Genomic DNA, 5,217 nt, shown 5'->3' with positions numbered 1-5,217 from the left:
TGCCATCTTCCATCTCGGAAACGCGGCGATCATGCCGCTTTACGGCATCGCGGCCGTTTCGGCGAGCCAGGCCAACGGTCCCGGCTTTGTTGCCACCACCATCGTGATCGCCCAGGGCACCATGATCATCGCCGCGCTCGGCGGCATGCGCGTGGCGGAGAGCCGCAGCTATTGGCCGATCCTGCTCGCATCGTTTCTGGTGCTGCCGGTGCGCGGACTGCTGGCCTATTGGCTCAGCGGATGGTGGGGCATCGTCCCTGTCGAGATCCTGGATGGTATCGGGACCGGTCTGCAAAGCGTCGCGGTGCCCGGACTGGTTGCGCGCTCGCTCTACGGAACGGGTCACGTCAATCTCGCGCAAGGCGCCGTGATTACCATCCAGGGCGCAGGTGCGGCCCTGAGCCCCGCGCTCGGCGGCTGGATCGCGCAGTGGATCGGCTTTGCCGCGACCTTCCTGCTGCTCGGCGGCCTGGGCCTGGTAGCGACCGCGCTATGGATCGGGCTTCGCACCACGGTCAAACAATACTGAGCCGGCCTGGCTTATCGACGCACATGATGTGCACCGGCCTCAGTGCCCGGCCATCAATGCGGTCAGCGAACGTGCCAGCCGCGGAAGATCCAGCGGCTTTTCCCAAACCTGCACGTCCATGAACTCCGACCCCAGCGACTTCTTGTCGTAGCCGGTGGTGAAGACGAAGGGTACGTTGCGAGACCGCAACAGCCGGGCCAATGGAAAGACCATCTCGCTCCGGACGTTGATGTCGAGCAATGCGACGTCGATGGGCGCGTCGGCTTTCAGAACCTCGGCAGCATCATCAAGATAGGCGACCGGCCCGATGATTTCGGCTCCGAGGGAGACGAAGTGACGCTGGAGATCATCGGCGAGGAAATACTCATCCTCGACGACAAGGATGCGCCGTCCCGTCAGCGGCCCTGACGGGACCGATTCGGGGTTGCTGGGTGCGGACATGATTGGCCCCTCACGCATGATACGGAAATAGGAACAATCTGCTTGGGTATGGCCTTAATATATAACCGCTTTGGGAACATCCGGTTCCGCAATGCGGATCACTATATCAGGCCAGGGCCGTGTCCAATCGCGATATCGTCGTCATTGGCGGCTCCTCCGGAGCCTCCGTCCCCCTGAAGGAAATCCTGAGCGGGCTACCGGTGGATGTCCCGGCGGCCATCTTCGTCGTGCTGCATATCCCTGCCCGGGGCATTGGCATGCTTGCCACTGTAGCCAGCGGAGCTGGCAAACTGCCGGTGCGGCAGGCGGAAAACGGGCTTGCCATCGAGAACGGCCAGGTCTATCTCGCCGCGCCCGACCGCCATTTGCTGATTGCCGACGGCCGCATCGTGCTCGGCAGGGGACCACCCGAAAACCTGTCCCGTCCTGCCATCGACCCCCTGTTCCGCTCTGCTGCATTGCACTACGGTCCGAGGGTGATCGGCGTGGTGCTGAGCGGGCTGCTCTCCGACGGTGCCGCAGGTCTCAATGCCATCAAACGATGCGGCGGTCTGGCGGTGGTGCAAGACCCCACCGATGCGCTCGCGGATGAAATGCCGCGGCGGGCGCTGGAAGCAACCACGGTCGATCTTTGCGCTCCTGCCGCTCGGCTTGGCGACGTCCTGTCCGAACTGGTGCATGAAAAGCCGGGCCAGCCCTTGCCGATCCCCCCCGAGATCAGGCTGGAAGTCGAGATCGCCTCAGGCGAACGCATCGGCAGTGGCAGCCTGATCGATATCGCAAGCCCGGCCCCCCTGACTTGCCCGAGTTGCGGCGGGGTCCTGTCCGAGCTGAAGGCACAACATCCGCTGCGCTTCCGTTGTCAGGTCGGCCACGCCTTTACGGCCGACGTGCTGGCGAGCCAGCAGGACGGCCGGATCGACGAGGCCTTGCGCATAGCCTTGCGCATCATTGAGGAACGTGCGGACCTGGTCCACCGGATGGCGGACGACGGTCGACACAGCGGGCGTCTGGCAGTCGCCCGAATCTATGACGCAAAGGCCGCCGAATATCGCGAATATGCCGACACGCTCCGGCGGGCGATGCTACTGTCGCTCGAGCCGAAGCCTACAGAAAAATGATGGGCCTCCAGTCATGGCGGACAGATCCACGGCAAGAATAGCCCTCGAGCTCGAGGGCGAGAAGCGGCTTCTGGTGAAGGCCGACGCCGATATCGAAGCGGGCTGGACCAGGCTCCGCAACCAGCAGGTTTTGCTTTCATCGCTGCAGGCGGCCGGCGATAATACCCGTGAGGCAGAACGGCTCGTGCATCTCATGGAGCAAACCCTGGTCGAATGGCGGCGCCACCGCGCCCTGATCGAGCAGCGAATTGCCCACCTTGAGCGCGAGGTCCTTCTCTGACCTCGGCGGTTGCCGGTCGGGCTCCGGGGCGGCACCGCATGCGGACGGCGAAGCCGGCCGGCGTTGCTTCGGTCGCACGTTTCGCTGTACACCGCGACAGGCAGGTCTGAGCGGCAAAGGTCCCTGGCCGCCGAACCATTACGAAGGTCCCGCGAACAATGACTGACTCTGGCCAAAGAAAGGACAAGGACGGCCGCACGGAAAAGGTCTTGATCGTCGGCGTCGGCGCTTCTGCTTCGGCAAAGGACAGCCTGGAGCGGTTCTTCTCCAAGCTCGTGGTCGGCCCCGACCAGGCCATCGTCCTCGTGCTGCAGCACCGGGAGTCGCTCGATGAGGCCTGGTTCGGCAACAACCTGAAGCAGGTGCGCGACACCGGTCTCACCGATGTGGTCGACGGCGCCAAGGTTGAAGGCGGCACCATCTACCTCTGCCCCACCAACATGATCACGACGCTGCAAGGCGATCGATTTGCCGTTCGCAAGGCTGAGCAGGCGCCGGGCGAACGCGCGACCATCGACAGTTTCCTGGTCTCGCTCGCCGAAGATCGCGCCGAGCAATCGATCGGTGTGGTGCTGGCCGGCACCGGCGGCGACGGCACGCTGGGGGTCGCCACGCTGAAGGACCATGGTGGCCTCGCGATCGCCGAGAGCACCGCGGCGAGCAGCTCCGAACACCTCGCGGAAAGCAACTCGGCCGCGGCGATCGCCGACTTCGTCCTGCCGCCGGAGAATATCCCGGAGCACATCCAGGTCTATGCGCGGCATCTGCGCCGCCTGGACGAGAAGCAGGGTTTTGACGAGGTGCTGGCCGCGGCATCCACCTCGCTCGCCCGCATCGCCGACATCCTGCGAAACAAGACCGGCAACGACTTCCACGGCTACAAGCAGAACACGTTCCTCCGCCGGGTACAGCGCCGCATGCAGGTGGTGCAGATTTCCGACATTGCGGCCTATGTCGACTTGCTGCGAACCGACAAGGACGAGGTCCAATACCTCTTCAATGACCTGCTGATCGGAGTCACCGAATTCTTTCGCGACAAGCGCGAGTTCGAGGTGCTGGAAACCGAGGTGATCCCAAAACTCTTCGAAGGCAAGCAGGGCGGCCAACAGGTGCGCGTCTGGGTGCTCGGCTGCGCGACCGGCGAGGAGGCCTACTCGATCGCCATGCTGCTGCGAGAGCACATCGCAAAGCTGGACTCGCCGCCCCAGGTCCAGATCTTTGCGACCGACATCGACGGCCGCGCGCTCGCCGCCGCCCGCGTCGGCCGCTATCGCACCAATATCGAAGCCGAAATGCCCCCCGAACGGCTGGCGCGCTGGTTCGTCCGCGAAGGCGACACCTATTGCGTGATCAAGGAACTGCGCGAGATGTGCATCTTCTCGCAGCACAACGTCATCAAGGACGCGCCGTTCTCCAAGCTCGATCTGGTATCGTGCCGAAATCTCTTGATCTATCTCAACTCGGAGCTGCAGAACCGCGTCATTCCGCTGTTTCATTTTGCCCTGTTGCCAGGCCGCTTCCTGTTCCTCGGCAATTCGGAGAACGTCACAAGGCATCCAAAACTGTTTGCGCCGGTGGACCGGCGCGCCCGGATCTTCCGAAAGCTGGAGACCGGCACGCGCCTGCCGCCGGAATTTCCGATCACGACGGCCGCGGGACGAACACCGGTCGAAGCGCCGGCGGCGCGAAATTTCGGGCCCGATGTCGGGCTGGAACGCCGTGCCCAGCGCGTTGCCGAACGCTACGCGCCGGCCTACGTCATCACGGACGAGAATTTCCACATCCTGCACTTCTCCGGCCGGACCGGGCGCTATATCGAACCGACCGCCGGAACGGCGACGCTCGACCTGCTCAGCCTCGTTCACCGCGACCTGCGGCTGGAGCTGCGCACGGCTCTCTCTCGTGCGCGGGAGATCAATGAGGCCTCCCATGCGGAGCAGGTCGCGCTGGCCGTCAACGGACACAAGGTTCTGGTCGACATCACCGTCGAGCCGATCCGGGATGGGCCTGAAGGCCACCGCAATTTCGTCGTGCTGTTCAAGGATGGACCGGTCCGCCCCGCCGACGGATCCGACGGCAACTCGGGCGCCTTGGTCGGCAGCGAGCATGTCGAACGGCTGGAGAGCGAGCTCCGTGCGACGCGCGAGCGGTTGCAGGCAACGATCGAGGAGCTCGAAAGCACCAACGAGGAGCTGAAGTCCTCCAACGAGGAATATCAGTCGCTGAACGAGGAGCTGCAGTCGGCGAATGAGGAACTGGAGACCTCGCGCGAGGAGTTGCAGTCCGTCAACGAGGAGCTCACCACGGTCAACGGAGAGCTGGCGCATCGTGTCCAGGAACTGACGCGGGCAACCAGCGACCTCAAGAACTTTTTGGAAAGCACCCAGATCGCGACGGTTTTCCTCGACAACGACATGCGCATCATGAATTTCACGCCCGCCGTCACCCAGGTGCTGCACCTCGTGGAAACCGACGTCAGCCGGCCGATCGCGCACATCAAGGCCAAGATTGCGATCGAGGAGCTCTATGACGACGTCCGGCGCGTCCTACGGACATTGGCGAGCGTCGAGCGCGAGCTCACGGCTCCCGACAGCGGCACGCGATATATCGTCCGCATCCTGCCCTATCGCAGCATCGACAATTTTATCGCGGGCGTGGTCATCACCTTCATCGACGTCACCGCGATCACCCGGGCCGAGGAACGGCAGCGCATGCTGCTTGCCGAATTGCAGCATCGCGTCCGCAATACGCTCGGCGTGGTGCGCTCGATCGCACGGCGTTCGGCCGAGACCAGCACGACGGTGCAGGATTATGCGGCCCATCTGGACGGTCGGCTCAACGCTTTC

General features: G+C 63.8%; 4 protein-coding genes and 1 pseudogene. 4 read left to right on the top strand and 1 reads right to left on the bottom strand.

Annotation, left to right across the window (positions count from 1 at the left end; genetic code table 11):
• Positions 1–529, top strand: a pseudogene (locus tag JOZ76_RS16725) (MFS transporter); the annotation flags it as partial.
• A 39-nt stretch (positions 530–568) separates the two neighbouring features.
• Here the strand turns inward: JOZ76_RS16725 and JOZ76_RS16720 are convergent.
• The gene (locus JOZ76_RS16720; protein WP_291699854.1) at positions 569–988 is read right to left on the bottom strand and encodes a response regulator; all 420 of its coding nucleotides are present in this window, start codon (positions 986–988) and stop codon (positions 569–571) included.
• Between the two features lie 101 nt (positions 989–1,089).
• Between JOZ76_RS16720 and JOZ76_RS16715 the strand changes: the two genes are divergently transcribed.
• From JOZ76_RS16715 to JOZ76_RS16705, 3 genes are all read left to right on the top strand, one after another.
• On the top strand, positions 1,090–2,091 hold the full coding sequence (locus JOZ76_RS16715; protein WP_291699852.1) for a chemotaxis protein CheB: 1,002 nt from the start codon (positions 1,090–1,092) through the stop codon (positions 2,089–2,091).
• 13 nt (positions 2,092–2,104) lie between these two features.
• On the top strand, positions 2,105–2,371 hold the full coding sequence (locus JOZ76_RS16710) for a hypothetical protein (RefSeq protein WP_291699850.1): 267 nt from the start codon (positions 2,105–2,107) through the stop codon (positions 2,369–2,371).
• A 158-nt stretch (positions 2,372–2,529) separates the two neighbouring features.
• The coding region (locus JOZ76_RS16705; protein WP_291699848.1) for a CheR family methyltransferase at positions 2,530–5,217 on the top strand (2,688 nt) is incomplete at its 3' end.

The sequence above is a fragment of the Bradyrhizobium sp. genome, from assembly GCF_019244115.1.
GTDB lineage: Bacteria > Pseudomonadota > Alphaproteobacteria > Rhizobiales > Xanthobacteraceae > Bradyrhizobium.
This window is presented reverse-complemented; position numbering and strand designations above follow the sequence as displayed.